Source organism: Virgifigura deserti (assembly GCA_003576685.1).
GTDB lineage: Bacteria > Pseudomonadota > Alphaproteobacteria > Dongiales > Dongiaceae > Virgifigura > Virgifigura deserti.
Genome location: QOZR01000032.1, coordinates 1 through 1,678 on the forward strand (window position 1 = coordinate 1; position 1,678 = coordinate 1,678).

Below are 1,678 nucleotides of genomic sequence, written 5' to 3' on the forward strand. Positions count from 1 at the left end.
CCGCTGCCCGCTGTTCGACACGCCGCGCTTCGTCGGCAATCTCGAGCGCGCCTATCGGCTGATCTGGGCCAACTTCCAGGCCGGCCACCCGCCCCGCCAGATCACCGTCACCGAAGACGCCTGCCCGCAACCGGGTGGCCGGTGAGATGAAGCGCGCGCGAACGCGGCCACGACGCAAGGACGGGAGGCACGGCCCGGCGCGGGTCGACCGGCACGCTGCCGCTGATCCCGAGATGCTGATCCACCAGGCTGCCGACCTGATGAAGATTGGCCGGCTGGCCGAGGCGGAGGCGACCTACGGCTATCTTGTCGCGCTCGAACCGACCCATGTCGACGCTCATTATCAACTCGGCGACCTGCTGTGGCAGCAGGGCAAGCCGTTGGCGGCTGCGGCGATGTTCGAGGAGGTGGCGGCTCTGCAGCCGAACCATCCCACCGTCCAGCACCGCTTGGGACTTGCGCTCGCGGCGACCGACCGGCTGACCGAAGCCGTGGTCGCGTTCCGCAAGGCGATTGCCGGAAACCCCGCCTCGGCCGAAGCGTGTCTCGAGCTCGGCAACGCGCTGAAGCGGCTCGGCCGGGACAAGGCCGCAGCCGCCGCGTTCCGCGATGCGATCGCCATCTCGCCGAACTATGCGGCCGCCCACTATAATCTGGGCGTCTCTCTGCGGGCGGAAGGACGCCTCGATGAGGCCATGCTGTCCTACCGCACGGCGATCGCCTGCAAGCCGGATCTCCCGGAAGCACATTACAATCTTGGCAATATCCTGCGCGCGCTGGACCGGAAGGACGAGGCGGTGGCGTCCTATCGCGCGGCCATCGCTCACCGGCCGAATTTCGCCGAGGCGCATTACAATCTCGGCAACGCCCTGTGGGCGCTCGGCCGACTCGAGGAGGCCGTGGCGTCATACCGGCAGGCGACGGTTCTCAAGCCGGATCATGCCGAGGCCCACAACAATCTCGGCGTCACCCTGAAGTCGCTGGGCCGGTTGGCCGAGGCCGTGGCAGCCTTGCGCAAGGCGATCGCGATCAAGCCGACCTATGTCGCGGCCCTCGACACGCTGGGCTACGTCCTGAAGTCGCAGCGGAGGCTGACGGAGGCGGAACAGCTCTATCGCCGCGCCCTCGACCTCGACCCCGCCCATATGAACGCCCTCGAAGGGCTGGCGGGCGCCTTGATGGATCAGGGAAAGCTGGAGGAGGCGAAGGGCTGTCTGGAGCGCATCCTCGCGGTCAAGCCGGACGATCCCGAGGCCTTTTCCGGGCTCTGCAAGATCAAGGAACAGACCTGCGATTGGCGGGACCGCGACGCCGAGTTCGCGCGGCTGATGGAGATCACCAATCGGCAGCTCGCCGCAGGAGAGCGGACGGCGCTCACCTCCTTCAGGGCCTTGTCCCGGCCGCTCTCGGAGGCACAGAATCTCGCGATCGCCCGGAGCTGGGCGAACTATACCGAGCGCCAAGTGGATCCGCTCCGCTCCTCGGCAGCCTTCTCGTTCTTCCGAGGGCGGCGCGACCGCCTGCGGATCGGCTACTTGTCCTGTGACTTCTTCCATCACCCCACGGCGCATCTGATTCAGGGTCTGTTCGGGCTGCACGACCGGGACGGGTTCGAGGTGTTCGTCTACTCCTACGGCAAGGACGACGGCTCGAGCTACCGTCGGCGGATCGCCGCCGA

Annotated in this window: 1 protein-coding gene; it reads left to right on the plus strand. The window is 67.4% G+C overall.

All coding sequences use genetic code 11. From position 1 onward, the window contains the following. Nucleotides 1–146 precede the first annotated feature (146 nt). Nucleotides 147–1,678: tetratricopeptide repeat protein (locus DT069_RS24455; RefSeq protein ID WP_119462958.1), on the plus strand; the 1,532-nt coding region annotated here is incomplete at its 3' end.